The organism is Kineococcus sp. AC630 (assembly GCF_979255925.1).
On record NZ_CEEDMJ010000009.1, the window covers coordinates 86,753 to 111,987 of the forward strand.

Annotated in this window: 22 protein-coding genes and 1 riboswitch; of the genes, 8 read left to right on the plus strand and 14 right to left on the minus strand. The window is 71.4% G+C overall.

Translation table 11 applies throughout. The features are described from left to right. Nucleotides 1-49: 49 nt before the first annotated feature. Nucleotides 50-715 (minus strand): nicotinate-nucleotide adenylyltransferase, encoded by a 666-nt coding sequence (gene nadD, locus AC0I8G_RS11360; RefSeq protein WP_471730084.1) that lies wholly within the window; start codon nt 713-715, stop codon nt 50-52. Beyond that, a complete protein-coding gene (locus AC0I8G_RS11365) occupies nt 712-870 on the minus strand; it encodes a hypothetical protein (RefSeq protein WP_328295408.1) in 159 nt (52 codons plus the stop codon). Before AC0I8G_RS11365 ends, nadD begins: the two co-directional genes overlap by 4 nt. Before the next feature lie 126 nt (nt 871-996). On the opposite strand from AC0I8G_RS11365, the gene AC0I8G_RS11370 reads away from it, so the two are divergent. Continuing rightward, nucleotides 997-1,983: a glycosyltransferase family 2 protein gene (locus AC0I8G_RS11370; RefSeq protein ID WP_471730007.1), complete on the plus strand. Its 987-nt coding sequence runs from the start codon at nt 997-999 to the stop codon at nt 1,981-1,983. Here AC0I8G_RS11370 and AC0I8G_RS11375 read toward each other — a convergent pair. From AC0I8G_RS11375 to AC0I8G_RS11405, 7 genes are all read right to left on the minus strand, one after another. Then, complete coding sequence (locus AC0I8G_RS11375) at nt 1,968-3,266, minus strand: glutamate-5-semialdehyde dehydrogenase (RefSeq protein ID WP_471730008.1); 1,299 nt, start codon at nt 3,264-3,266, stop codon at nt 1,968-1,970. The two genes, AC0I8G_RS11370 and AC0I8G_RS11375, sit on opposite strands and share 16 nt — an antisense overlap. Before the next feature lie 63 nt (nt 3,267-3,329). After that, on the minus strand, nt 3,330-3,731 hold the full coding sequence (locus tag AC0I8G_RS11380; RefSeq protein WP_471730009.1) for a hypothetical protein: 402 nt from the start codon (nt 3,729-3,731) through the stop codon (nt 3,330-3,332). Nucleotides 3,732-3,773: 42 nt separating this feature from the next. After that, entirely contained in the window at nt 3,774-4,922 is a 1,149-nt protein-coding gene (gene proB, locus AC0I8G_RS11385; RefSeq protein WP_471730010.1) for a glutamate 5-kinase, read from the minus strand. Further along, nucleotides 4,919-6,460 carry a GTPase ObgE gene (gene obgE, locus AC0I8G_RS11390; RefSeq protein WP_328295403.1) on the minus strand — a complete coding sequence of 514 codons (1,542 nt, stop codon included), beginning with the start codon at nt 6,458-6,460 and terminating at the stop codon, nt 4,919-4,921. The genes proB and obgE overlap by 4 nt, the downstream gene beginning before the upstream one ends. A 159-nt stretch (nt 6,461-6,619) precedes the next feature. Beyond that, nucleotides 6,620-6,877: a 50S ribosomal protein L27 gene (gene rpmA / locus AC0I8G_RS11395; protein WP_380260290.1), complete on the minus strand. Its 258-nt coding sequence runs from the start codon at nt 6,875-6,877 to the stop codon at nt 6,620-6,622. A gap of 8 nt (nt 6,878-6,885) precedes the next feature. Beyond that, nucleotides 6,886-7,197, minus strand: coding sequence for a 50S ribosomal protein L21 (rplU, locus tag AC0I8G_RS11400; RefSeq protein WP_380157337.1), 312 nt, complete (start codon nt 7,195-7,197; stop codon nt 6,886-6,888). Between the two features lie 149 nt (nt 7,198-7,346). Continuing rightward, entirely contained in the window at nt 7,347-10,361 is a 3,015-nt protein-coding gene (locus tag AC0I8G_RS11405; RefSeq protein ID WP_471730011.1) for an Rne/Rng family ribonuclease, read from the minus strand. A 382-nt stretch (nt 10,362-10,743) separates the two neighbouring features. Beyond that, nucleotides 10,744-10,833, plus strand: a riboswitch (SAM riboswitch). 230 nt (nt 10,834-11,063) lie between these two features. Here AC0I8G_RS11405 and AC0I8G_RS11410 point away from each other — a divergent pair. From AC0I8G_RS11410 to AC0I8G_RS11430, 5 genes are all read left to right on the plus strand, one after another. After that, nucleotides 11,064-12,440, plus strand: a complete 1,377-nt coding sequence (locus AC0I8G_RS11410) for an ABC transporter substrate-binding protein (RefSeq protein ID WP_471730012.1) — start codon at nt 11,064-11,066, stop codon at nt 12,438-12,440. Further along, the gene (locus AC0I8G_RS11415) at nt 12,437-13,399 is read left to right on the plus strand and encodes a carbohydrate ABC transporter permease (RefSeq protein WP_471730013.1); all 963 of its coding nucleotides are present in this window, start codon (nt 12,437-12,439) and stop codon (nt 13,397-13,399) included. The genes AC0I8G_RS11410 and AC0I8G_RS11415 overlap by 4 nt, the downstream gene beginning before the upstream one ends. After that, complete coding sequence (locus AC0I8G_RS11420) at nt 13,396-14,214, plus strand: carbohydrate ABC transporter permease (RefSeq protein ID WP_471730014.1); 819 nt, start codon at nt 13,396-13,398, stop codon at nt 14,212-14,214. The genes AC0I8G_RS11415 and AC0I8G_RS11420 overlap by 4 nt, the downstream gene beginning before the upstream one ends. A gap of 20 nt (nt 14,215-14,234) precedes the next feature. Beyond that, nucleotides 14,235-15,617, plus strand: coding sequence for an LLM class flavin-dependent oxidoreductase (locus tag AC0I8G_RS11425; RefSeq protein ID WP_471730015.1), 1,383 nt, complete (start codon nt 14,235-14,237; stop codon nt 15,615-15,617). 94 nt (nt 15,618-15,711) lie between these two features. After that, on the plus strand, nt 15,712-16,875 hold the full coding sequence (locus tag AC0I8G_RS11430; RefSeq protein ID WP_471730016.1) for an acyl-CoA dehydrogenase family protein: 1,164 nt from the start codon (nt 15,712-15,714) through the stop codon (nt 16,873-16,875). An 88-nt stretch (nt 16,876-16,963) separates the two neighbouring features. Here AC0I8G_RS11430 and AC0I8G_RS11435 read toward each other — a convergent pair whose 3' ends face one another. Both AC0I8G_RS11435 and melA read right to left on the minus strand, forming a co-directional pair. Beyond that, complete coding sequence (locus tag AC0I8G_RS11435; protein ID WP_471730085.1) at nt 16,964-18,208, minus strand: glycoside hydrolase family 27 protein; 1,245 nt, start codon at nt 18,206-18,208, stop codon at nt 16,964-16,966. Nucleotides 18,209-18,219: 11 nt separating this feature from the next. Next, on the minus strand, nt 18,220-19,599 hold the full coding sequence (gene melA / locus AC0I8G_RS11440) for an alpha-galactosidase (RefSeq protein ID WP_471730017.1): 1,380 nt from the start codon (nt 19,597-19,599) through the stop codon (nt 18,220-18,222). Between the two features lie 84 nt (nt 19,600-19,683). Here melA and AC0I8G_RS11445 point away from each other — a divergent pair, with 84 nt between their 5' ends. After that, a complete protein-coding gene (locus tag AC0I8G_RS11445; RefSeq protein ID WP_471730018.1) occupies nt 19,684-20,520 on the plus strand; it encodes a helix-turn-helix domain-containing protein in 837 nt (278 codons plus the stop codon). On the opposite strand, the gene AC0I8G_RS11450 is transcribed toward AC0I8G_RS11445, so the two are convergent. The 3 genes from AC0I8G_RS11450 to AC0I8G_RS11460 are packed head-to-tail and all read right to left on the minus strand — an operon-like array spanning nt 20,498 to nt 23,800. Beyond that, nucleotides 20,498-21,862 (minus strand): ABC transporter substrate-binding protein, encoded by a 1,365-nt coding sequence (locus tag AC0I8G_RS11450; protein WP_471730019.1) that lies wholly within the window; start codon nt 21,860-21,862, stop codon nt 20,498-20,500. The genes AC0I8G_RS11445 and AC0I8G_RS11450 overlap by 23 nt on opposite strands. An 11-nt stretch (nt 21,863-21,873) precedes the next feature. Then, entirely contained in the window at nt 21,874-22,815 is a 942-nt protein-coding gene (locus tag AC0I8G_RS11455; protein WP_471730020.1) for a carbohydrate ABC transporter permease, read from the minus strand. A gap of 34 nt (nt 22,816-22,849) precedes the next feature. Next, entirely contained in the window at nt 22,850-23,800 is a 951-nt protein-coding gene (locus AC0I8G_RS11460; RefSeq protein WP_471730021.1) for a carbohydrate ABC transporter permease, read from the minus strand. Nucleotides 23,801-24,059: 259 nt separating this feature from the next. Here AC0I8G_RS11460 and AC0I8G_RS11465 point away from each other — a divergent pair, with 259 nt between their 5' ends. Beyond that, on the plus strand, nt 24,060-25,229 hold the full coding sequence (locus AC0I8G_RS11465) for an ROK family protein (protein WP_471730022.1): 1,170 nt from the start codon (nt 24,060-24,062) through the stop codon (nt 25,227-25,229). Nucleotides 25,230-25,235 lie beyond the last annotated feature (6 nt).

A 25,235-nucleotide genomic window follows, 5' to 3' on the forward strand; every position in this document is an offset into this window, starting at 1 on the left:
CCTCGCCTGCATGAGCAGGTGTCGGCCGGGCACGAGGCCCGGGAAGCGGTCAGTCCGCTGATTCTCCCACGGCGAGAGCCTCCTGCCGGGCGCCGACCGCCGCGCCCTCCGCCGGGGCCGCGTACAGGCCGTGCTTGGAGATGTGCTGGACGACACCGTCGGGCACGAGGTACCAGACCGGGAGGCCGCCGGCGACGCGCTCGCGGCAGTCCGTGGAGGAGATCGACAGCGCCGGGACCTCCATCAGACTGACCCCGTCCAGCGGCAGACCGTCGTCGCTGAGGGGGTGGCCCGGCCGGCTGACGCCGACGAAGTGGGCCAGCGACCAGAGCTCCGCGACGTCCTTCCACTGCAGGATCTGCGCGAGGGCATCGGCGCCCGTGATGAAGAAGAGGTCGGCCTCAGGACGGATCTCGCGCAGCTCACGCAGGGTGTCGATGGTGTACGTGAACCCGCCGCGGTCGATGTCGATGCGCGACACCGTGAACCGCGGGTTCGACGCCGTCGCGATCACCGTCATGAGGTAGCGGTGCTCGGCCGGGGCGATGTCGACGCGCGACTTCTGCCAGGGCTTGCCCGTGGGCACGAACACGACCTCGTCCAGGTCGAAGCGGGCGGCCACCTCGCTGGCGGCCACCAGGTGCCCGTGGTGGATCGGGTCGAAGGTGCCACCCATGACCCCGACCCGGGGCCGGCGCCCCACCGACGAGCTCAGTGGCGGGTCCCGACGCTCTTGAACGCCAGCGTCACGATGAGCATCATCGCGAGGAGGCACAGCGCCACGATCATGAAGGCGATGGGCGGCATGGGCAGCTTCCCGTGGACCTCTTCGGTCGCCTGGTTGGCCTGCGCGACGAGCGCGTGCAGCATGGTCGTCCTCCTGGCTTGCGGGCTGGTGCGTGCTGGGTCGTGCGTGCGGGTCGTGCGGTGGAGCCGGTGGTCAGTCTGTCACGGCGCGCGGAGCACCGCGGGGCGGGTGTGCGGGAGGATCACCGCGTGTCGACCGCCGAGAGCCCCCCCGAGGTCGCCCTGTCCGTGGTGGTGCCGGCCTTCGACGAGGCCGAGGTGCTGCCCGCGTTCGCGCAGCGGCTGCGTCCCGTGCTCGACGGCCTGCTCGAACAGGGTCTCGGCGGCTACGAGGTGCTCGTCGTCGACGACGGCAGCTCGGACCCGACGCCCGTCGTCCTCGCCCGGTTGCGCCGGGACTGGCCGCAGCTGCGGGTGGTCCGCCTGCGCGCCAACGCCGGACACCAGGCGGCCCTCTCGGCGGGGCTGGCCCGGGCCCGCGGGCGCGGCGGGGTGCTCACCATGGACGCCGACCTGCAGGACCCACCGGAGGTCCTCCCCCGGATGCTCGCCGCCGCCGCCGGGAACGACGTCGTCTACGCCGTGCGCGAGGACCGCTCCGTCGACTCCGCCCTCAAGCGGCTGACGGCGGCCGCCTTCTACCGCCTGGTCTCCGCACTCGGCGGCCGGGCCCCCGCGCAGGCGGGCGACTTCCGCTTCACGAGCCGGGTCGTCGTGGACACCGTCCTGGGCCTGCCCGAGGCGCACCGGGTGCTGCGCCTCGTCGTCCCCGACCTCGGCTTCGCCTCCACCACCGTCGGCTACGTCCGCGAGGCCCGCGGAGCCGGGCGCACCAAGTACCCGCTGGGGCGGATGCTGCGACTCTCCCTGGACGCCATCACCGGGTCCTCGACGGCACCGCTGCGCCTGGCGTCGTTCTTCGGCCTGGGCGGGGCGCTGCTGACGTTCCTGCTGCTGCTCTACGCGCTGGTGTCGTTCGCGCTCGGATCGACCGTGCCGGGGTGGACGTCGACGCTGGCCGTCGTCGCCGGGGTCGGCACGCTGCAGCTGCTCTGCCTCGGGGTGCTCGGCGAGTACGTCGGGCGGCTCTACGTGCAGCTGCAGAACCGGCCGACGTACCTGGTGGCGAGCGACTCCCTCGAGGACCCTCCGGACCGGGGTCAGACGCGGACGTGACCGTCGCCGAGCACCTGCCAGGTCGTGGTGGTCAGCTCGGCCAGCCCCATCGGGCCGCGGGCGTGCAGCTTCTGGGTGGAGATCCCGACCTCGGCTCCCAGCCCGAACTCCCCGCCGTCGGTGAACCTCGTCGAGGCGTTCACCGCGACGACCGCGGAATCGACTGCGGCGCAGAAGTAGTCGGTGACCCGGACGTCGGTCGCGAGCACGGCCTCGGTGTGCGCGGAGGTCCACCGCGAGATGTGCTCGACGGCGTCCTGCACCGAGTCGACGACACCGACGGCGATCTCCATCCCGTGGAACTCCGCCGCCCAGTCCGCGTCGGTGACGGGCTCGGCCGGGATCCCCTGCGCCTGCGCGGCCTGCAGCGAGGTCGCGTCGGCGTGCAGGAGCACACCCGCCCCGTGCAGCGCGGCGAGCAGCGTCGGCAGGAAGTCGGCGGCGAGCGCCGAGTGGACGAGGACGGTCTCGGCCGCGTTGCAGACGCTGGGTCGCGAGGTCTTGGCGTTGAGGACGATCTCGACGGCCTGGGCGAGGTCGGCGGAGGCGTCGACGTAGACGTGGCAGTTGCCGACGCCGGTCTCGATGACGGGGACGGTCGCCTCGCGCACGACGCGCTGGATGAGGTCGGCGCCGCCACGCGGGACGAGGAGGTCGACCAGCCCGCGCGCGGTCAGCAGGACCCCGACCCCGTCACGACCGAAGTCGTCGATGCTCGTGACCGCGTCGGCGGGCAGCCCGGCGCTCTCCAGGGCTGCGCGGACGACCTCGACGAGGACGGTGTTGCTGGACTGCGCGGCCGAGCCACCGCGCAGGACGACGGCGTTGCCGCTCTTGAGCGCCAGCACCGCGACGTCGACCGTCACGTTGGGCCGGGCCTCGTAGACCACCCCGAGCACCCCCATGGGGACGCGCAGCTGCCGGAGCCGGATGCCGTTGGGGAGGGTGGAGCCGCGGACGACCTCGCCGACGGGGTCGGGCAGCGCCGCGACCTCGCGGACCGCGGCGGCGACGGCGGCGACCCGGACCGGGTCCAGGCGGAGGCGGTCGAGCAGGTGCTGGGAGGTGCCGTCGGCCTCGCCGCGGGCGAGGTCCTCGGCGTTGGCCGCCACGATGCGCTCGGTGGCGGCGTCGATGGCGTCCGCGATCGCGTGCAGCGCAGCGTCCTTGGTCGCCCGGGTGGCCACGCGCAGCGGTCGTGACGCCACCTTGGCGCGCCGGCAGACCGCCAACACGGCGTCCTCGACGGTGGTTCCGGCAGCCTTCTCGGGCGCGAGCGTCATGGGCGCAGCCTACGCGTGCCCCGCAGATCGTTCAACGATCCTTCGCCGGAGGGGACAGGGACCTCACCAGGGGGCGATGTCGCCGATCAGGTCGAGGGTCCGCACGCGGCGGGCGGGCACTCCCCCGCCGCCGACCCCGTGGCGCCGGCGTTCCGCCTGCTGGTCGACCCGGTGCTCCACGGTCGCGCGGTCGACGACCTCGACGCCGACCACCGACCAGCACGGCAGTCCGGTGCTCGCGCGGTGCTCGGGCCACAGCCGCAGGGCCATCGCGGCGGCGTCGTCGACGTCACGGGCCTCGTCCCAGTAGCGCAGTTCCACCCTCGTGCTGCTGTAGCGCACGCTGGAGAGGAACGGGTGCTCGCTCAGCAGGCGGTCGAGCGCGCTGCGCAGGGTCTCCAGGTCGGTCTCGACCCCGGCGACCGTCAAGGTCACCGACCACAACGGCAACGGCGTCTGCGCCACTCCTGGCTCCCCGGATCGAAGCTGTCTGGGTCGAGGGCGCGGTCAGCGCCCCAGGAGCACCAGGTGGTCCCGGTGGACCACCTCGCGCTCGTAGGCCGGACCCCACTGCCGGGCGAGCTCGCGCGTCGACCGGCCGAGCATGTCCGGCAGTTCTTCCGAGGAGTAGTTCACCAGTCCACGGGCCAGCGCGTGGCCGTTTCCGTCGACCAGGTCCACCGGATCCCCCGCGCGGAAGCGTCCCGACACCCCGACGACCCCCGCGGGCAGCAGCGAGGAGCGGTTGGCGCGCACCGCGCGCACGGCCCCGTCGTCGAGCACGAGCCGGCCGGCGGGTGCGGCGGCGTGCGCGAGCCAGAGCTGACGCGTGCTGCGGCGGGCCCGGCGAGCGGTGGGCAGCGCGAACCAGGTACCGACGTCCACCCCGCTCAGCGCGTCGTGCGCGAGCGTCGCGGAGGTCACCAACGTCGGTACCCCCGCGGCGACGGCGATCGCAGCGGCCTCGACCTTCGTGGTCATCCCGCCCGTCCCGACGCCCGCGGCCCCGGTGGAGCCGACGGTCACCCCCGAGAGGTCCTCGGGGCCGCGGACCGTGGCGATCCGGCGCGCGCCCGGCGTGGAGGGCGGGGCGTCGTAGAGGGCGTCGACGTCGGAGAGCAGCACGAGCGCGTCGGCGCGGACGAGGTGGGCGACGAGCGCCGCGAGCCGGTCGTTGTCGCCGAAGCGGATCTCGTGGGTCGCGACGGTGTCGTTCTCGTTGACCACGGGCACGACCCCGAGGCTGAGCAGCCGTTCCAGCGTGCGCTGGGCGTTGCCGTAGTGGGTGCGTCGCACGACGTCCTCGGCCGTCAGCAGCACCTGCCCGACGGTGAGGCCGGCCCGGGCGAAGGCCCGGGTGTACTCGGCCAGCAGCAGGCCCTGCCCGACGCTGGCCGCAGCCTGCTGGCTCGCCAGGTCACGCGGCCGCTTGCGCAGGCCCAGCGGCGCCAACCCGGCCGCGATGGCGCCGGAGGAGACGAGGACGACGTCCCCGCCCTCCACCCGGCGTCGCGCGAGCACGTCCACGAGCGCGTCCAACCGCGACGCGTCCAGTCCCCCGGCCGCCGTCGTCAGCGACGACGAGCCGACCTTGACGACGACGCGCCGGGCCTGCGCGAGGTCCTCGCGCCGGGCGACCGGGGACGGGGTGCTCACTGCTGTGAGAACTCCTCGCTGGTGGTGTCCTCGTTGGTCCAGTGACCGGCCTGGCGTTCGGTCTCGAGCTCCCCGCGGGCCTCGGCCTTGGCGGCACGACGCTCGCGTTCCTGGACGCGCTTCTCGTCGCGGGTGGGACGGGAGTGGTCCTCCAGGCGCAGGTCGCTACCGCGCTGGCCCAGGACCTCGGCCCCGGCGATCATGGTGGGCTCCCAGTCGAAGACGACGGCGTTCGCGTCGTCGCCGATGACCACCTCGGCACCCGGGGTCGCCCCGGCCTTGAACAGCTCGTCCTCGACGCCCAGGCGGGCGAGGCGGTCGGCCAGGTAGCCGACGGCCTCGTCGTTGGTGAAGTCGGTCTGGCGGACCCAGCGACGGGGCTTCTCGCCCCGGACGCGGAAGCGGACCTGACGGTCCTCGACGTCGCCGTACTCCTCGCGCGTGACCTTGAAGCCCTGGTCGTTGATCGCGGGCGGGTTGAGCACGATCCGGGTCGGGACCGCTTCGGGCGCAGCGGCTCGCGATGCGGCGACGAGTTCGGCCATCGCGAAGGACAGCTCGCGGAGCCCGGTGTGCGCGACCGCGGAGACGACGAACACGGGCGCGCCGCGCTGCTCGAGGTCGGCGCGGACGATCTCGGCCATGTCCCGCGCGTCGGGCACGTCGGCCTTGTTGATCACGATGATCCGCGGACGGTCCTGCAACGGGACCGTGCCGTCGTCGACGGGGTAAGCGGCCAGTTCCTTCTCGATCGCCTCGAGGTCGCTGACCGGGTCGCGGTCGCTCTCGAGGTTCGCGCCGTCGAGGACGTGCACGAGGGCGACGCAGCGCTCGACGTGGCGCAGGAAGTCCAGGCCCAGCCCGCGGCCCTCGCTGGCACCCGGGATCAACCCGGGGACGTCGGCGATGGTGTAGCGGGTGGAGCCGGCCTCGACGACACCGAGGTTCGGCACGAGCGTGGTGAAGGGGTAGTCGGCGATCTTGGGCCGGGCCGCGGACAACGCCGCCACCAGGCTGGACTTGCCGGCGCTGGGGAACCCGACGAGCGCGACGTCGGCGAGGGTCTTGACCTCCAGGTGCAGGTCGAGGACCTCACCGGGCTCACCGAGGAGGGCGAAACCGGGCGCCTTGCGCTTGGCGGAGGCCAGCGCCGCGTTGCCCAGACCACCGCGTCCACCGGGAGCGGCCACGAAACGGGTCCCGTAGCCGACCATGTCGGCGAGGATCTCGCCCTTGGCCGAACGCACGATGGTGCCCTCGGGGACGCCGATGACGAGGTCGTCGCCCTCGGCACCGTTGCGGTGGCTGCCCATCCCGAAGCGGCCGTCGGGCGCGCTGCGGTGCGGCCGGCGCTGGAGCTCGAGGAGGGTCGTCACCTGCGGGTCGACCTCGAGGATCACGTCCCCGCCCTTGCCGCCGTTGCCGCCGTCGGGACCGCCGAGCGGCTTGAACTTCTCGCGGTGGACCGAGGCGCACCCGTTGCCGCCGTCACCACCGGACGCGTGCACGACGACGCGGTCGACGAAGTGGGTGGACATGGTGAGGAGCCTTTCGTAGCCCAGCGATGGTGATCTTGCAGGTAGTCCCAGCTCGATCTCCGGCGCTGGGCGCCGGCTCCACGATTGCGGGGGCTGACGCACGGAGGGGCGGACCGGATCGCTCCGGTCCGCCCCTCCGCGTTCACGACTGGTGGTACGTCACACGCCGGCTTCGACGATGTTGATGACCTTGCGGCCACGACGCGTGCCGAACTCGACGGCGCCGGGGATCAGAGCGAACAGCGTGTCGTCGCCGCCACGGCCCACACCCGCACCGGGGTGGAAGTGGGTGCCGCGCTGGCGGACGATGATCTCGCCCGCGAGGACGACCTGACCGCCGAAGCGCTTGACGCCGAGGCGCTGGGCGTTGGAGTCACGACCGTTGCGCGAGGAGCTCGCGCCCTTCTTGTGTGCCATGAGTCAGCTCACTCCCCGATGCTGGTGATCTTGACGCGGGTCAGCGGCTGGCGGTGGCCCTGACGCTTGCGGTACCCGGTCTTGTTCTTGTACTTCAGGATGGTGATCTTGGGGCCCTTGGCCTCCTCGACCACCTCGGCGACGACCTTGACACCCGCGAGAGCCGAAGCCTCGTGAGTCACGGTCTCACCGTCGACGAGGAGAAGGGGCTGCAGTTGCAGCGTCTCCCCGTTGGCCACGGGGACACGGTCGATGGTCAGCACGTCGCCGACCGAGACCTTCTCCTGCCGGCCGCCGGCGCGGACGATGGCGTACACCACAACGAACCCGTTTCTCTCGTCACAACTGGAAGGCCAGCAGACCGATGGACCGGTCTGTGGCTCGCGCACGATGGCGCACCAAGGGTCAAGCGTACGGAACGCCGTCCCATGGGTCAAAACGGCTGGCCGCGAACGGCAGGCCGAATCGTTCAGTCGCCCGCGGACGAGGCGCCCGAGGCGGACCCCTCGCGCTCCTCTCGCTCCTTGTGGCGGGCGGCCGCGGCCACGGCCGCGATCGCGGCGAGGACCGCGGAGTCCTTGGCGGGCTCCCGGGGGGCGTCCTGCTCGGACTCCCCGTGCGGGGAGGAGCCGTTCGCGGAGGGCCCCTCGGTCGAGGGGGCGTCGCCGGCGGGACGGCCGTTCTCCGTCTCCCCCTCGGCCCCCTTGTCCCGGCCCCGACCACGGCGCGAGCGGGACTTCGCGCTGCCCCCGTTGCCACCGGAACCGCCGTTGCCCCCACCGTTCGAGGAGGCGCCGGAGGAGCCGTTGGAGGAGCTCGAGGAACCCGTGGGCGTCGGCTGCGGGGCGGGGTTCGCGTCGGCGGCGGCGTCGAGCTCCTCGAGGACCGCCGCGAGGCCCTGTCCGGTGCGCTTGCGCGTCATCTGGACCAGCCCGAGCGAGGTCACCTCGGCCACCTGGTGCTTGGTCCGGTCCCGGCCCAGGCACTCGATGAGGCGGCGCAGCACGAGGTCGCGGTTGGACTCGAGGACCATGTCGATGAAGTCGATGACGATGATCCCGCCGATGTCGCGCAGCCGGAGCTGACGGACGATCTCCTCCGCGGCCTCGAGGTTGTTGCGGGTGACGGTCTCCTCGAGGGTCCCGCCCACACCGGTGAACTTCCCGGTGTTGACGTCGACCACGTGCATGGCCTCCGTCGGGTCGATGACCAGGGAACCGCCCGAGGGCAGCCAGACCTTGCGGCCCAGCGCCTTCTGCAGCTGCTCGTCGATGCGGTGGTGGGCGAAGACGTCCTCGCTCCCCTCCCAGCGCACGAGCCGGTCAGCGAGGTCGGGGGCCACGTCGTCGACGTAGTCGCGCACCGTCTCCCACGCCTCGTCACCGGACACGACGAGTTGGGTGAAGTCCTCGTTGAAGACGTCGCGCACGACACGGACGGTGAGGTCCGGCTCACCGTGCAGCAGGATCGGCGAGTTCTTGCTGGACGCCTTGGCCTCGATGGCCTCCCAGGTGGCCTGCAACCGCTGCACGTCCGCGGCCAGCTCCTCCTCGGCCACACCCTCGGCGGCCGTGCGCACGATGACGCCGGCTCCCTCCGGGACGACCTGCTTGAGGACCTTCTTCAACCGCGCGCGCTCGGTGTCGGGCAGCTTGCGGGAGATGCCCGTCATCGACCCGCGGGGGACGTAGACGAGGTAGCGACCGGGCAGCGAGACCTGGCTGGTGAGTCGCGCACCCTTGTGCCCGACCGGGTCCTTGGTGACCTGGACCAGGACGGAGTCGCCGGACTTCAGCGCCGCCTCGATCCGGCGAGGCTGCCCCTCGAGCCCGGCGGCGTCCCAGTTGACCTCACCGGCGTACAGCACGGCGTTGCGGCCCTTGCCGACGTCGATGAACGCGGCCTCCATGCTGGGCAGCACGTTCTGCACGCGGCCCAGGTACACGTTGCCGACCATCGTGGTCTGCGCTGACTTCGCACCGTAGTGCTCGACGAGGATCCCGTCCTCGAGGACGCCGATCTGGGTCTTGTCGTCCTGCTGACGCACGACCATCACGCGTTCGACGGACTCGCGGCGGGCCAGGAACTCGGCCTCGGTGAGGATCGTGCGCTTGCGGCCCTGCTCACGGCCCTCGCGGCGGCGCACCTTCTTGGCCTCGAGACGCGTCGAGCCCTTGAGCGCGGTGATCTCGTCCTCGCCGGTGCCACCGGTCGTGACCGCGGCGCGGGGGCGACGCGGCTCCCGGACCCGGGTGACGGTGTTCGGCGGGTCGTCGGGCGAGACGTCCTCGGACTCCGCGGAACCGCTGCGACGGCGACGGCGGCGACGGCGACGCGAGGAGCCGTTCGACTCCTCGCCGTCGTCGTCCTGCTCGGTCTCGTCCTCGGGGTCCTCGCTTTGGTCCTCGGAGTCGGTCTCGGGAACGTCCTCGTCGTCCGCGCCGGTCTCGCCCGACTCGTCCTCGACGTCACCGTCGACGGGGGTGCGGCTGCGGCGACCGCGGCCACCTCGGCGGCGACGCCGACGCGGCGCTCCGCCGTCCTCGTCGTCGTCGTGGTCGTCGTCGCCCGCGTCACCCTGGTCATCGACCTGGTCGTTCTCGTCACCGGTCCGGTCGAGGACGTCGTCCACCTCGACGTCGGCCTCGCCATCCTCCTCGCCGTCGAAGGCGAAGGCGTCCTGGTCGCTGACGGGGGGCGGGCCGGCGGGTGCGGAGGCGCGTCGACTGCGACGCACGGGCTCCTCGTCGACGGGGGCCTGGAAGAAGAGGGCGGTGGCGCGGGCGGCCGCGTCGGCGGCACGCTCACCCTCGCTGGGGGCACGTCGTCCCTGGGCGAACCCGGCGGCTCGCAGCAGGACCGGGTCGTCCATGAGGTCGGGGTCCTCCGCCACCGGGGTGACGGGGGCTTCGACGGGGGCCTCCTCCACCGGGACGTCCTGCGCGAGCGCAGCGGCCTCGACGGGCTCCTCCTCGACGGGGACGGCCGGCGCCACGGGCGCGGCGGCCGTCTTGCGGCTGCGGCGACGACGCGCGGGAGCCGCGGCCGGGGCCTCGGTGGGGGCCTCCGCATCGGTCTCCACGGCGGCCGGTTCGACGGCGGGCTCGGGGGTGGGTTCCGGGGTGACCTCGACCTGGGGGGTCACCTCCGCCACGGGTTCCACGACGGGTTCAGCGGCCACCTCGGCCGGGGTCGCGACCTTGCGGGTCGCCCGACGCGCACGACGACGCGGGGGCGCCTCGGTCTCCACGACAGGCTCGGGCGCCGGCGCCACGACGGGCTCCGGCTCCGCCGCCACGACAGGCTCGGGCGTCGGTTCCACCACGGCGGGGGTGACGGGGCCGGCCGCGGCGCTGGTGTCGCCGGACACGTCGACGTGGGCCGGCGGACCGGCGGGTCGACTCGCGGCACGGCGCCTGCGGGGCCGCGTCGTCGCCGCGCCCTCGGCTGCTGCTGCGTCGTTCTCTTCGGGTGTGGTGCTCACGGGTGCTCCGCTCGCCCGCAGCGCCCGCTCCACCGGTGAACCCACGGCCGCGCGAGCGTCCTGGTCGGAATCGCCGGGTGGGTCGTCCCGCACCCGACGGAAGTCCTCTGTGTGCACCGACGGGTTCGCGCTCTTCGCGTGCTCCGTCCGTGCCGCCGGCGGTCGACGTCCGGCGTGTGGCCCGGGGCGCCTGCGAGGTCCTTCCACTGGACCGCGGCGCTCCCCGGAGCCCGCGCGCAGGGCGACGGTCTCGACAGCGGGCCGGGCGCCCGGTGTAGGGAACGCTCGACCACTGTCAGTGTCGCACAGCTCGCCACAACGGGTCCGGGCCGTCCGCGGCAACCGTCGCCAAGGGGGCCGGCGGTCCGCTAGTCTCCGATCAACACCATCCAGAGTGGCCGAGAGACCTGGCTCGACGACGCCACAGCAACCACCGCGCAGCGGCAGGTGCTCCCGCCAGGGGCGATGGAGGAAACAGCGTGATCAGCCGTACCCGCTCGACCCTGACCCGGCGCTTCCACGTCGACTTCTCGCGCACCGCCTCCACGGCGTGTCGCCAGGGCGCCCCGATGCGCCGGGGGACGCCGCGCGCGGTCTGAGCACCGCCGCCGCATCCCCGCAGCACCTCGCTCGACCTCCTCCCCCGCGCCCTCGCGCACCCCGACGGACGGTCACCGTCCGCCTACCCCCCGGAGCACACCCATGTCCGCGCCCCGTCGCACCCTCCTGCCCGCCAGCACCTCCCGACTCCTCGCGTCCCGCCGGCGGGTCCTCTCCGGAGCCCTCGGCCTCGGCGCGCTCGCCGGCACCGGCACGCTGGCCGCCTGCGGTGACGAGAGCACCTCCTCGGGCCTGAGCGCCGGGAAGGCCGTCGACCTCAAGGGGGCGACGATCAAGCTGATGGTGAACCAGCCGCACGTGCTGGCCTTCACGGACCTGCTCGGCAAGAAGTTCGCGGCGGAGTTCGGCGGGAAGCTCGAGGTCACGGCGATCCCCTACGACCAGCTCACGAGCAAGCAGATCCTGGACGTGCAGGGCGGCGACGGGGAGTTCGACGTCTTCGACTACTTCTACTTCGGCCTCGGCCAGCTCGTCGACGCCGGCGCCCTGGTCGACCTCACGGACTGGATCGGCGCGAACACCGACATCGCGACCGACGACTTCCTGCCCTCGATCTACGACCCGTACACCCTGATCGACGGCAAGCGCTACGGCCTGCCCTTCGACGGCGATACCCACGTCCTCTACTACAACACCGAGGTCTTCGAGAAGTACGGCGTCGAACCCCCGAAGACCTGGGACGACTACGACGCGGTCGCCGCGAAGATCACCCAGGACTCCGGCGGCAGCGTCTACGGCGCGATCGTCGAGGGTCAGCAGGTCCCGATGATCCTGGGTTGCTCCTTCATCAACCGCCTCGCTGGCTACGGCGGCACGCTCGTCGGCTCCGACAGCAAGGCCGCGTTCCACGGGGCGGAGGGGCTGGCCGCGCTGCAGCACCTCATCGACGTCTCCCCCGCGGCCCTGCCGACGCCGCTGCAGACCGGCTTCGACCAGGCCAACTCCGCCTTCCTCTCCGGTCAGGGCGCGATGCTCGACACCTGGACCGACCTCGGGCTGAAGGCGCAGGACCCGACCGGCTCGAAGATCGTCGACAAGTGGGGCGTGGTCACGCTCCCCGTGGGCGGGAAGAACACGACGGCGCGCACCGCGCTGGACGCCGGGTTCGGCCTGGGCGTCTCGAGCGCCTCCCAGCAGATCGACAAGTCCGCCGCCTTCGTGAAGTGGGCGACGAACCAGGAGAACAACCTGCTGCTCGCCTCCACCGCGGGTTCCGGGATCGACCCGGCGCGCAAGACCGTCCTGGACTCCACCGACTACGCCACGGCCGCGGGCATCGCGACCGACGTCATCCGCGAGGGTCTCGACGGTGACCCGCTGGCCTGGCCGAGCCAGGCCGGTGCGCCGAAGGCGTTGCAGGACCTCGTCGACCAGCTGGCGCTCGCCATCCAGGGGTCCACGGAACCGCAGGCCGCGCTCGACAAGGCCGCCGAGAGCTGGGAGAAGGAACTCGGATGAGCCAGCTCCTCGACGGGCAGCGGACCGTGCCCGGGCCGCGGCGGGGTCGCCGCGATCCTGCGACCCGGCGCGCGGTCCCCGGCCGGCACCGGCCGGGGCACGTCTCGACGTGGCTGGCCGCGCCCAGCCTCGCGGGGCTGGCGCTCGTGCTCGTCTACCCGACGGTGTTCGTCGTGGCGTTGGCCTTCACGAAGTCGTCGCTGGGCAAACCCCTGCAGCACTTCACGGGTCTCGACAACTTCGTCGACGCCTGGGAGTCGCTGGCCTTCGCGGGCTCGCTGGTCCGTTCCGTGGTCTTCGCCGTCGTGGCCGCCCTGGTCGCGACGGGCCTCGGGATCCTCCTCGCCCTGTTGCTGCACGCGCGGGGAACCCGGTTCGGCGCCGTCGGGACGATCCTCCTGCTGCCCCTGGTCACGCCGCCCGTCATGGTCGGGGTGGCCTGGAAGCTCATGCTCGCCCCGGTCGGGGGCGCGTTCGGCGGGTTGTTCTCGGCGATCGGCTTCCCCGGCGCGAACCCGTTGGGCGACAGCGTGGGGGCCTTCGCCGCGTTGATCGTCATGCACGTCTGGCAGTGGACGCCCCTGGTGACCCTGCTGGTCTTCGCGGCCCTGCTGGGGGTCCCCGAGGAACTCCGCGAGGCAGCCTCCCTCGACGGCGCCGGTGCGTTCCGCACGTTCACCTCGGTGGTCTGGCCGGTCGTCGCCCCCAACGTCCTCTCGGTCCTGCTGCTGGAACTCGTCATCGGGTTGAAGGTCTTCGACCTGGTGACCGTGGTGACCCAGGGCGGGCCCGGGGTCTCCACCATCGTCAGCAGCTTCGAGATCTTCCGGACGGGCATGCGCGGCAGCTACGAGATCGGGACGGCCGCCGCCGAGACGCTGGTCTTCGGCCTGGTCGTCGGGGTCCTCACCACCGTGGTGACGCTGGTGCGCTCGCGCGCCGTGAAGGCCGACCAGTGACCGGCGCCGTGCTGCGCCGCAGCGGTCTGCGCGTGATCCTCGCGGCCGTCGCGTTCGTGGCGCTGCTGCCCATGCTGTTCATGGTCTCGCTGTCGCTGCGCAGCGTGGACGACATCGCCAACGGCGGCTGGCTGCCGACGAACTTCGTGTGGTCGAACTTCAGCAAGGCCTTCGCGACGGTCCCGCTCTCGACGATGCTCGCGAACTCGTGGGTCGTCGCGATCGGGGCGACGCTGCTCACCTCGATCGTCGCGGTGCCCGCCGCCTACGTGACCGCCCGGGCCGGGATCCGCGGAGAACGTCTGCAGACGGTGCTGCTGGCCAGCTACTGCGCCCCGCCGATCGTGGCGATCCTGCCGCTGTACTACCTGCTCAAGCAGACGGACCTGACGAACTCGGCGATCGGGCTGGTCCTGGTCAACGGTCTGGCCAACGTCCCCGTCGCCGTGTGGTTGCTCGACGGTTTCGTGCGGCGCATCCCGCTGGAGATCGAGGAGGCCGGCTGGGTCGACGGCCTCTCCACGACGAGGGGTCTGTGGCACCTGGTGCTGCCGTTGCTGGCGCCCGGTCTCGTCGCCGCCCTGCTGATCTGCCTGTTCCTGTCCTACAACGAGTTCCTCTTCGCCGTGTCGTTCTCGCAGAGCACCTCCAGCCAGACCCTGCCGGTCGGGTTGTCGCTGTTCCAGGGTGACCGCACGGTGCAGTTCGGCCAGCAGGCCGCGGCGTCGCTCGTCGGGATCCTCCCGATGTACGTGCTCGCGGTGGTGGCCCAGAAGTGGCTGGTCGGCGGACTGTCGGCCGGAGCCGTCAAGTGACCGAGTTCGAGGAGACGTCCGTGACCGACCGCAGGATCCACCTGAACGCCTTCGACATGACCTGCGTCGGTCACCAGTCCCCCGGGTTGTGGAGGCACCCGGCCGACGAGTCGCACCGCTTCGACGACATCCGCTACTGGACCGACCTCGCGAAGCTGCTGGAGCGAGGGAGGTTCGACTCGCTCTTCATCGCCGACGTCCTCGGGATCTACGACGTCTACCAGCAGGGTCCCGAGACGGCGCTGCGCGAGTCGACGCAGGTCCCCGTGGGCGACCCGCTGCTCGCGGTGTCGGCGATGGGTGCGGTCACCGAGTACCTCGGGTTCGGGGTCACCGTCTCGCTGACCTACGAACAGCCGTACTCCTTCGCCCGGAAGATGGCGACGCTGGACCACTACACCAACGGCCGCGTCGGCTGGAACGTCGTGACCAGCTACCTCGAGTCCGCCGCGAAGAACCTCGGCCTCTCCACCCAGATCACCCACGACGACCGCTACGAGCTCGGCGAGGAGTTCATGGAGGTCGTCTACAAGTTGTGGGAGGGCTCCTGGGAGGACGACGCCGTCGTCCGCGACGCGGAGGCGGGGGTGTTCACGGATCCGGCGAAGGTCCACCCGATCGAGCACCACGGCCGGTTCTTCGACGTCCCCGGCATCGGGCTCACCGCGCCGTCCCCGCAGCGCACGCCGGTCATCTTCCAGGCCGGTGCCTCCCCGCGGGGGATCGCGTTCGCGGCCCGGCACGGGGAGGCGATCTTCAACACCGCCACGCGTCCCGAGGTCATGCGCCCCTGGGTCGACCGGCTCCGGGCCTCGGCCGCGCAGGCCGGTCGCGACCCGCACAGCGTCAAGGTGTTCACGCTCGTCACGATCATCACCGCGGCCACCGACGAGGAGGCGCGGGCGAAGTACGAGGACTACGCGCAGTACGTCAGCTACGACGGCGCCCTGAACCTCTACGGCGGCTGGAGCGGGCTGGACCTCTCGAGCTACCCGCCGGACGAGCCGCTGGAGTACGCCGAGACGCAAGCCGTCCGCAGCGCCGTCGAGGCGTTCTCCACCGCCGACCCGGACCGGAAGTGGACACCCCGCGACATCGCGAACTGGGTGGGGATCGGCGGGATGGGTGCCGTGATCGTCGGCTCCCCCACCACCGTCGCGGACGAACTGCAGCGCTGGATCGAGGTCGGTGACGTCGACGGGTTCAACTGCGCCTACGCCGTCACCCCGGGCACGTTCGAGGACATCGTCGAGTTCATCGTCCCCGAGCTGCAACGCCGTGGCGTCTACCCCAGCGACTACGAGGGGGAGACGCTGCGCGAGACGATCTACGGCAAGGGCCAGGTCCACGTGCGCGACGACCACCCCGCGGCGTCGTACAAGGTCTCCCGGGTGCCGCGGTGACCGCCCCCGACACCGCCGTGGTGTCGGTGTCTTCGAACCTCTTCGCCCTGCTCGACGTCTTCCCACCCGCGAACGGGTGGGTGTGAGGAGAACCATGACCACCAGGAACCAGGTCCTCGACGCCGCCCGCGACGTCGCGAACCACCTCGCCCTCGACGCGCTCGAGCGTGACCGGGCGAACGCCGAACCGTTCGCCGAGGCCGAACTGCTGCGCAAGGCGGGTCTGCCGAACGTGCTGCTGCCCGCGACGATCGGCGGTGCCGGACTGCCGTGGTCGGTCGCGCTCGAGGTGGTCCGGGAGATCGCCCGTGCCGACGGGTCGATCGCGCAACTGCTCGCCTACCACTACGTCAACGCGCACAACCTCGTCTGGGTCGCCGACGACGCGGGCCGGCGCCGCTGGGGTGTGCCCACGGCCGAGGACCAGTGGTTGTGGGGCGACTCGGTGAACCCCGTCGACCCGGACCTGCAGCTCGTCCGCGACGGGGACGGGTACCGGTTGCGGGGCACGAAGAACTTCTCCACCGGTGCGAGCGTCGGTGACGTCACGGTCGTGGGTGGCCTGACCGACACCGGGGAGGACCTGCTGGTCGTCGTCCCCCGCGAGGCCGAGGGTTTCGTCAAGGGCGGCGACTGGGACAACCTCGGTCAGCGGCTGTCCGCGTCGGGTTCGGTCCGCTTCGACGACGTCCGCGTCGACCCCGACGCGGTCCTCGGCTCGGCGTCGACGAGCGGGGCGTTCGGGTCGCTGGTCACGCCCGCGATCCAGGCCGCGTTCGGGCACTTCTACCTCGGGGTCACCCGGGGGGCCTTGGAGGCCGCCGCGGAGTACACCCGCACGTCGTCACGACCGTGGTTGCTCTCCGACGTGCAGAAGGCCGTCGAGGACCCCTACGTGCTCGCCACCTACGGGCGGCTCGTGGCCCGGCTGCGGGCGGCGGAGGCCCTGGGCCGCAGCGTCGGAGAGTCGCTGTCGCAGGCGCACGAGCGCGGTGGGGACCTGACCTGGGCCGAACGCGGCGAGGTCGCGGAGGAGATCGCGGCCCTCAAGGTCGTGTCCTCCGACCTGGCCCTGGAGGCGACCTCGGCGATCTTCGAGGTGACCGGGGCCCGGGCGTCGGCGAACCGGTTCGGCTTCGACCGGTTCTGGCGCAACGTCCGCACCCACACCCTGCACGACCCCGTGCAGTACAAGGCGCGCGAGGTCGGCGACCACTTCCTCACCGGCGCCCACCCGGCCTTCTCGCTCTACACCTGACGCCTCTCCCCCGCGGAAACAACACTTTCCGCCCTCGAACGCCTCCCCGGAGGGCGGAAAGTGTTGTTTCCGCCCTCCGGGTGGGGGGTCAGGGGGTGTGGCGCAGCAGCACCGCAGCGTGCGGTGCGAGCACGACGGGGATCGCGGTGCTGCCGGGCGCGACGCCGCGGGTCGAGTCCTCCTGCGCCGTCACGGGGACCGTCGGGACGGGTGTCCCCGTCCACAACTCCTCGACGGTGCCGAGTCGCGCGGGCAGGTCGACGTTCTGGCTGTCGAGGGCGACCTCGAGGGGCTCCGAGCCCAGGTTGAACGCGGCGACGTAGCCGACGCCCTCCCCCTGCGACGTCCAGAGCACCAGCGGTCCCTCCCGGAACACCTCGCGGTTCCCCGTGGAGGACAGGACGGCGAGCACGTCGGGGTTGGTGAACAACGCGATCGTCGCCGGGTCCGAGGTCGGCAGGTCACCGCCGATCATCAACGGCGACCGGGCCACCACCCACAACGTCATGAGGGTCCTGCGTTCGGCCGGCGTCAAGCGGTCGTGCCGGGGTTCCCCGCGTTCGGCGCGGATCCCCACCCGACCGAGCGGGAGCATGTCGCCGTCCGGCCACCCCTGCGGCCCCGCGTGCGGAGCCCAGCGCGCGAACCGGGCGAAGTTCGCCTCGACGTCCTCCCACCGGTCCCACAGGTCGTCGCAGATCCGCCACATCGTGGCGTGCTCGCGCAGGTGCCCCAGCCGCGACGAGGAGAGGTCACGTCCGGGCGACAGGCTGAGTTCCATCGGCCGCCCGCAGCGCCGGATGGCGGCGGCGAAGGCCTCGATGTCGACGGCCTGGTAGGGCCAGAGCATGTCGTCGACCTTGAGGAAGTCGACGCCCCACTGCGCGTAGAGGGTCAGGACCGAGTCGTAGTAGGCCTGCGCGCCCGGGTTCGTGTGGTCGAGGCCGAACATGTCGGGGTTCCACTCGCACACGTTGGTCCGGTCGGCCACTTCGTCCACCCCGGGTGCCGAGCGCGGAATCCCGCGCATGACGTGGATCCCGAACTTCAGACCGAGGGCGTGCACCTGCTCGGCCAGCGGAGCGAACCCCGCCCCGCCCGCGGCGGACGGGAAGCGGCCCGGGTCCGGCACCAGCCGGCCGAGCTCGTCGAGGCAGAGCGGGGCCCCGTCGTTGTACCCGTGCGCGCGGGCCGTCGGGTCGGACCAGTCGATGTCGACGACGACGGTGTCCCAGCCGAACTCCAGGAGGTGCTCGGCCATGAAGCGGGCGTTGGCGAGCACCTCCTCCTCGGTCACGGTCGTGCCGTAGCAGTCCCAGCTGTTCCAGCCCATCGGTGGACGGCTCACGGGCGCAGGGCCTCCGGCAGCCGGTCCGCGTGCGCGGCGAGCAGTTCGTCGGTCATGGCCCGGATCTGCTCCAGCGTCAGCAGCGCCGCGGTCAGCGGGTCCACCGCGACCGCGTGGTGGACGTTCTCGACGTCGCCGGTGAGCGCGGCGCGGACGGCGAGGGTCTGCACGTTGACGTTGGTCCGGTTCAGTGCCGCCAGCTGCAGCGGCAGTTCCCCGATGGCCGTCGGCTGCACCCCGTTCTCGTCGACGAGACACGGCACCTCGACGCACGCGTCGGCGGGCAGGTTCGAGATCACACCGGTGGCGTTGGGGACGTTGCCGTAGACGACGCTGGGGACACCGGTGACGACGGAGTTCACGATCGACGCGCCGTACTCGACGCTCGGGGCGAGGTCGGCCTTGAGCTTCTCGAGCTGGGTGTCGATGTCGCCCTGGTCGTCGTGGTTGACGCAGATCTCGTAGTAGTCCCAGCGCTCAGGGATGTACTCACAGATCATCTCCGCGTTCTTGCGGAAGTACGGCAGGTACTCCGAGGCGTGGTGGCTGGACTCGGTCTCGAAGTAGCCGAACGAGTTCATGATGGTCGTGCGCACCTGCTCGTTGCCACCCTCGTAGGTGCTGGCGGACGCGGCGGCCTCGCTGTGGTCACCGTCGTCGCCGGCGAGTTCGGCGGCCGCCCGGCCGACGACGTGCTTCTGGTTCATCACCTCGCGCAGTCGCGGGTAGAGGTCCTCGGTGCCGTGGCGGAACCTCAGGATCCAGGCCTGGTGGTTGATGCCGGCCGAGAGGAAGTTCACCTCGTCGTAGGGGATGCCGAGGGTGCGGGCCAGCATGCGGGTCGTGCCCTGGACGCTGTGGCAGAGGCCGACGGTCTTCAGGCCCTGGGCGTTGAGGTAGGCGGTGGCCATCGCCATCGGGTTCGCGTAGTTGATGAACACCGCGTCCGGGCAGACCTCGCGCGCGTCGGCGGCGATCGCTGCGTAGGCGGGGACCGAGCGCAGGAAGCGGAACACCCCGCCCGGCCCGACGGTGTCACCGACGGTCTGGTCGATGCCGTACTTGCGCGGGATGAGCACGTCGTGCTCGTACGACTCCACACCCCCGACCTGGAAGGTGATGATGACGAAGTCGGCACCGTCGAGGGCGGTCCGGCGGTCGGTCGTCTCGACGACCTCGGTGTCGAACCCGTGGTGCGCGACGAGTTTGCGCGCCGCGTCGGCGACGGGGGCCAGCTTGTCGGGGTTCACGTCCATCAGGCACAACTGCGCCGAGCGCAGGGCCGGGAAGCTCACGAGGTCGCCGATGAGGCGGAAGGGGAAGACGAAACCACCAGCGCCGATGATGGTGATCTTGGGGCTCTGCGTCGAGGACATGCCTCGATCCTAGGACGCGGACCGGTCGACGGTCTTCAAGAAGTCACCGCAGTGGTTCCAGGATCCTCAGCTACGCTCAGGTCTGTGAGCACCCCGGACGTCCAGGAACCAGCCCTCTGGGTGCACCGGGGTTCCGCGCCACCGATGCGGGAGTTCCACCGTCACGACGACCTGGAGATCAACGTCGCCCTGCGTGGATCGCTGGAGTACCTCCTGGGGGGTGAGCGCGTGCTCGTCCCCGAAGGGCACACCGCCCTGTTCTGGGCCGCGGCACCCCACCGGTTAATCGGGGCGGATCGACCGCAGGAGAGCGACATCTGCTGGATCCACCTGCCCCTCGCGGCGGCCCTGCGCTGGGCACTGCCCGAGGCCTTCTCGACCGTCGTCATGTCCCACGGCACCGTCGTCGTGCCGACGGCGGCCGTCGGGACGCACGTCGAGGCGCAGTTCGAGACCTGGCGGCGGGACCTCGACGCCGGGGCGGACACGGCCATGCTCCTGCTCGAGGCGAACGCACTGGTACTGAGGATCCTGGGACACCGGGAACCGGTCCCCACCCCGGCCCCCCGGCCACGGTCCGCGCTGCGTCCCGTCGCGCTGATGGCCCGCTACACCGCCGAGAACTTCCGGGAGGCGATCTCCCCCGCCGACATCGCCCGGGCGGCGAACCTCAACCCGAACTACGCGACGACGTTGTTCCGGCGCTCCACCGGCGTGACCCTGGGCGACCAGTTGCTGCGTCACCGCATCGCCGAGGCGCAGCGACTGCTGCTGACGACGTCCCTGACGACGGCCGCCGTCGCGCACGCCGCGGGTTTCGGCTCGGGGAGCAGCCTGTACGCGCACTTCACGCGCGCCTGCGGCTGCTCCCCCGGCGCCTATCGCGCCACCCGCGCCGTCACTTCGTCGGTTTCGCCGTGAAGAGCGCGTCGAGCTTGGTGTTGGCGGCAGTGAGGCTCGACACGTCCGCACCGGCCATGACGTTGTCCATCGCCGAACTCATGATGCTCTGGATCTCGGCACCCTGCAGGACGGCCGGGTACGGGAACGTCGTGCCCTGATCGATCTGGTCGGTGAAGGCACTGATGTCGAAGCCCGTCTTGCTCAGCGCGGCCGTCGAGGTCTCGACGGTGTCGGCGATGGCCGGCATGACGACCCCGGCCTTCGCGACCACGGACTGGCAGTCCTCCGACGCGAGGTAGCGGACCCACTTCCACGCCGCGCCCTTGACCTTCGAGGAAGTGGAGATCGAGTCGGCGAGGGAGTTCTGCATGGCCGCCCGCTTGCCGTCCGGTCCGGTCGGGGTGGGCGCCAGCTGCAGGTGCACACCTTCCAGCGCGCCGTAGTTCGCCGTGTTCCAGGACCCCTCGGTCACCATGGCGTACTTGCCGGCCTGCATCTGCTGGTCGGGCGAGCCGCCCTCGGTGAAGGCCAGCGGGGGCATGTAGCCCTTGTCGATGAGGCCCTTCCACCAGGCGTAGGTGGCCTGGAAGCGGGGGTCGTCGTAGTTGAACTCCGTCCCCCAGGCCTTCTTGTCCATGTACGTCCACCCGGTCGTCATGGCCAGGTAGGACCACTCGACCTGGCCGAAGGGCGCCCCGGAGGACCCCAGGCCGAGGCCGTAGGTCTTGACCTTGGACTTGTCGAAACCGGGTTCGTCGCCGCGGACCCCGTTCTCGTCCACGGTGAGGTGGGCGATGGTCTTCTCGTAGGTCCCCCCGTCGTCGGGGTTCCACGTCAGGTTCTTCATCTGGTCCGTGGTGACCCCGGCGGCCTCGGTCATGTCCTCGTTGTAGAAGATGCCGACGGTGTCGAAGTCCTTGGGCAGGCCGTACCGCTTGCCGTCCGGACCGAGCCACAGGTCCGTCGTCCCGGCGACGTAGTCATCGAGGTCGACGTCGGCGGCGGCGACCTGGTCGTCGATGGGCACGATGAGCCCGCGCTCGGCGAACTCGCCGTAGCGCGAGGTGTGGTCGGCGAAGACGTCGGGGGCGGAGTTGCCCACGAAACCGGTGAACAGCTTGTTCCAGTAGTCGTCCCACCCGAACTGCTCGATCTTGATGTCGATGTCGGGGTTCTGGGCCTGGAAGTCGGCGGCGCACTGCTGGTACGCGGGCAGCTGGGCCGACTCCCACAGCCAGTAGTTGACCGTTCCGGTCTCGGCGTCGGCGCCCGGATCGACCCCGTAGCTGCCGCAGGCGGACAGCAGGAGGGCGGCACCGGCGAAGGCGATGGCGCTGCGGATCCTCTTCTTCGAAGTCACGGTCTGGTTCCTCACTTGATGCCCGAGAAGCCGATGGAGTTGACGACCTTCCGGCTGAACACGGCGAACAGGACGATGACGGGCAGGGCGGCCAGCAGCGTCGCGGCCATCAGACCCGCCCAGTCCGGAGCGCCCTGCGGGGTCTGGGACTTGAAGATGCCGAGCGCGACCTGCAGGGTGCGGTGCGCCGGGTCGCTGGCCACCAGCAGCGGCCAGAAGTACTCGCCCCAGGCCTGGATGTACTGCAGGATCGTCAGCGTCACCAGCGGCCCGGAGGCCATCGGCAGGATGACCCGGGTGAACCGGCCGATCGCGCCGGCGCCGTCGAGGCGGGCGGCCTCCTCGACCTCTTTCGGGATCCCCAGGAAGAACTGACGGAGGAAGAAGATGGCGAACGGGGTCATGAAGAAGAACGGCAGGATGATCGCCGCGTAGCTGTTGAGCAGACCGAGGTTGCGCATGAGCAGGAAGTTCGGCAGCTGGGTGAAGATCGGCGGGACCATGAGCGCGGTGAGGAAGAGGAAGAAGACCGCGTTGCGCCCCGGCCACTTCAACCGTGAGAACGCGTAGGCGGCCATCGCGCCGAAGAAGACCTGGCCCGCGGTGATGAACGTCGACACGATGACGGAGTTCAGCAGGTTTCGGCCCAGGTTGACCGAGGCGCCCGACCCGGCCTGCGCCTGCGCCTCGGCCGTCGAGGCGAGCCCGAGGACGCGCTTGAACGCGCCGAAGGTCGACTCGACCGGGAGCAGGTTGGAGGGTTCGGTCGCGAGGTAGGCGCCGTTGGAGAACGCGGTGCGCAGCATCCAGTAGAACGGGAAGAGCGTCACCGCCATGATCAGGCCGAGCAGGACCCAGGCGAGGATCCGCCCGGGACTGCGCCGGCCGCGGGGGGCGGGGGTGGGTGGGGAGACCGCGAGGGCCTCGTCGAACGTCGTTGCGGTGGTGGCCATGACCGGTGTCGCCTCCTGGTAGCTGCGGGGTCGCTCAGGCGACGTCGGACTCGTCGGCGCGCATCAGCCGGAGCTGGACGAACGCGACGACGGCGAGGATGAGGAAGAGCACGACGGAGACCGCCGAGGCGTAGCCGAACCGGTAGCGCTGGAAGGCCAGGTCGAAGATGTAGTACTGGATGACCCGCGTCGCGTCGGCCGGTCCGCCCGAGGTGGTGACCGCGACGGTGTCGAAGGCCTGGAACGAGCCGATGACGGTGATGACCAGCACCAGGGCCAGGATCGGGCGCAGCAGCGGCAGGGTGATGCGCCAGAACATCTTCCACTCCGAGGCGCCGTCGACGCGGCCGGCCTCGTAGACGTCGCCGGGGATCATCAGCATCCCGGCGAAGAGCAGCAGCGCGGTGTAGCCGAGGTGGCGCCAGGTGTTGACCAGGGCGATGGTGGGGATGGCCCAGTTCTGGTCACCGAAGAACGGGACGGCGTCCAGACCCAGCCAGCCGAGGACCTGGTTGGTGATGCCGATCTGCGCGTCGAGCATCCAGTAGAAGACGAGCGCGACGACGACGTTGGAGATCAGGTAGGGCAGCACGACGATGCTGCGCACCAGGATGGACCGCGTCAGCCGGTGCAGCAGGACCGCCAGCAGCAGGGCCAGCACGGTCTGGGTGACGATGTTGATGAGGACGTACTCGACGGTCACCTTCATGGCGTTCCAGAAGGTGGCGTCGGAGAAGACCTCGCGGTAGTTGTCCAGACCCACGAACACCGGGGCGTTGAACACGTCGAAGCGGGTGAAGCTCAGGTAGAAGCCGCGCAGGGTGGGCCAGAGGTAGAAGACGACGAACCCGAGCAGTGCGGGGGCGATGAAGGCGAGGGCCGTCCAGCGCTCCCGGGGACCGCCGTTGACGTCGGGGCGCAGGCCGGTGCCGCCCGGGGAGGGCTTCGCGTTCCGGGTGCGAGCGGCTCTGCTCGTGGTGGCCATGGGTCAGACCCCTTCGAGGGGAGCGGGTGGGCCGAGCGGGGTGGGATGCACTGTGTCTCCGTGGTCACGTCGTCGTGGGGCCAGGCTGTGATCGTGCACCGAGTTCTACGGCAAAACTCAGCGAACCGTCAACAAGCTGTGCAGAGCCGACCCAGACCGTGATCGCACCGCAACCTGAGCGACTGCCTTCCGTCGCGATAGTCGACTACGGTGCATCCGTTCCTCTCCCTGTTCTCCCGACCGGTGCGAAGGTGGTCTCGTGACCTTGGACCCCGGTGTCGTCCCGCCGCAGTCGGCCTGGACCCCGCTGACGGGCGCGGCCCACAGCATCGCCCTCGAGGTCCTGCTGGACGGCCCGCTGACCCGCAGCGAACTGGCCCGACGCCTGGAGCTGTCGGCGGGCAGCCTGACCCGCCTCTCCAAGCCCCTGCTGGACTCGGGACTGCTCGTGGAGAGCCGCGACGTCTGCGACCCGGTGTCCGGGCGGCTCACCCGTCCCCTGGACGTCGACGCGTCGACGCACCGCTTCGTCGGGGTCAAGCTCACGGCGGACACGGCCTACGCGGTCCTGACGACGCTGCGGGCGGGGGTCGTCGCGACCCGCGAGGCGGTGCTCGTCGACCGGGAGCCGGCCGCGGTCGTCGCGGTGGTCGCGGACCTGGTGCGCCACCTCGCCCGGACGGACCCGGGAGAGGTGCGCGCCGTGGGCGTCGGCCTCGGCGGCCGGATCGTCGCCGACGGCATCGTCGACAGCGCGCGCTACCTGGGGTGGGAGGACGTCCCGTTCGGGGCGGCCCTCGAAGCCGAACTCGGGTTGCCCGTCGTCGTCGACAACGACGTCATGTCGCTGACCCGGGCGGAGCAGTGGTTCGGGACCGCCGACCGCTGCGACCACTTCGCCGTCGTGGTGGTCGGGGTCGGGATCGGGTACGGGCTCGTCGTGGGCGGTCGGGTGATCGACCGTCCCGACGCCGGCGTCGGGCTCCTGGGCCACCACCCCCTCGACCCGCACGGACCGTTGTGCCCGGAGGGCCACGTCGGGTGCGCGGACGCCGTGCTGACCACCGGCGCCCTGACGAGCAGGGCCGGACTGGGGATGCGCCGCGAGATCACCGTCGAGGAACTCCTCGACCTCGCGGACGCCGGAGAACCGTTGGCCCGCAGGGTCGTCGACGACGCGGCCAGGGCACTGGGGGTGCTGGTGGCGGCGGTGGGGAACTTCACCATGCCCGAGAGGATCGTCATCTCGGGCGAGAACGCGCGCCTCGCCGAGGTCGGCCGGGCCGCTCTGCACGACGGGATCGCGCAGGGCCGCAGCCGGATGGCCTCGGACCTCGTGGTCGACGTCCAGCTCACGGGTTTCGCGGAGTGGGCCCGGGGTGCGGCCGTGACCGCGATCCGGACGTTCGTCCTCGGCTCACGCCGCTGACGAACG

Excerpts from the sequence above, each read along its gene's own strand:
- melA (WP_471730017.1), bottom strand. The coding sequence starts at position 19,599 with ATGTCCTCGACGCAGAGCCCCAAGATCACCATCATCGGCGCTGGTGGT.
- obgE (WP_328295403.1), bottom strand. The coding sequence starts at position 6,460 with ATGTCCACCCACTTCGTCGACCGCGTCGTCGTGCACGCGTCCGGTGGT.
- AC0I8G_RS11435 (WP_471730085.1), bottom strand. The coding sequence starts at position 18,208 with ATGGGCTGGAACAGCTGGGACTGCTACGGCACGACCGTGACCGAGGAG.
- AC0I8G_RS11410 (WP_471730012.1), top strand. The coding sequence starts at position 11,064 with ATGTCCGCGCCCCGTCGCACCCTCCTGCCCGCCAGCACCTCCCGACTC.
- AC0I8G_RS11415 (WP_471730013.1), top strand. The coding sequence starts at position 12,437 with ATGAGCCAGCTCCTCGACGGGCAGCGGACCGTGCCCGGGCCGCGGCGG.
- AC0I8G_RS11375 (WP_471730008.1), bottom strand. The coding sequence starts at position 3,266 with ATGACGCTCGCGCCCGAGAAGGCTGCCGGAACCACCGTCGAGGACGCC.
- AC0I8G_RS11430 (WP_471730016.1), top strand. The coding sequence starts at position 15,712 with ATGACCACCAGGAACCAGGTCCTCGACGCCGCCCGCGACGTCGCGAAC.
- AC0I8G_RS11460 (WP_471730021.1), bottom strand. The coding sequence starts at position 23,800 with ATGGCCACCACGAGCAGAGCCGCTCGCACCCGGAACGCGAAGCCCTCC.
- rpmA (WP_380260290.1), bottom strand. The coding sequence starts at position 6,877 with ATGGCACACAAGAAGGGCGCGAGCTCCTCGCGCAACGGTCGTGACTCC.
- AC0I8G_RS11455 (WP_471730020.1), bottom strand. The coding sequence starts at position 22,815 with ATGGCCACCACCGCAACGACGTTCGACGAGGCCCTCGCGGTCTCCCCA.
- AC0I8G_RS11365 (WP_328295408.1), bottom strand. The coding sequence starts at position 870 with ATGCTGCACGCGCTCGTCGCGCAGGCCAACCAGGCGACCGAAGAGGTC.